Origin of the sequence: Winogradskyella poriferorum, assembly GCF_050618035.1 — a bacterium.
GTDB classification, from domain to species: Bacteria; Bacteroidota; Bacteroidia; order Flavobacteriales; family Flavobacteriaceae; genus Winogradskyella; species Winogradskyella poriferorum_A.
Map to the genome: position 1 here is coordinate 1 of NZ_JBODPY010000189.1, position 226 is coordinate 226.

Genomic DNA, 226 nt, shown 5'->3' on the forward strand with positions numbered 1-226 from the left:
AGTAATATCAGATGGTAGCTTAAACCTTGAATTAATTCTTGTAAACCATCTGCTATCTTCAAAATCAAAATTTACATTGTTATAAACTCCTTTTTGCTCAAAACCAAAATAGTTAAGCTCACCCGACAGTTGCATCCATTTAAACGGATTATAGCTCATAGAAATCTCAATTCCAATTCTATCTTCGGCATCAATATTAATTGGTTTAGTTACTAAAATATCTTCT

1 protein-coding gene is annotated in these 226 nt (G+C 30.1%); it reads right to left on the reverse strand.

What is annotated here, in order from left to right; translation table 11 throughout:
• Positions 1–226 (reverse strand): outer membrane beta-barrel protein (locus ACRHOC_RS15415; protein ID WP_431159472.1); only part of this gene is annotated, 226 nt, incomplete at both ends.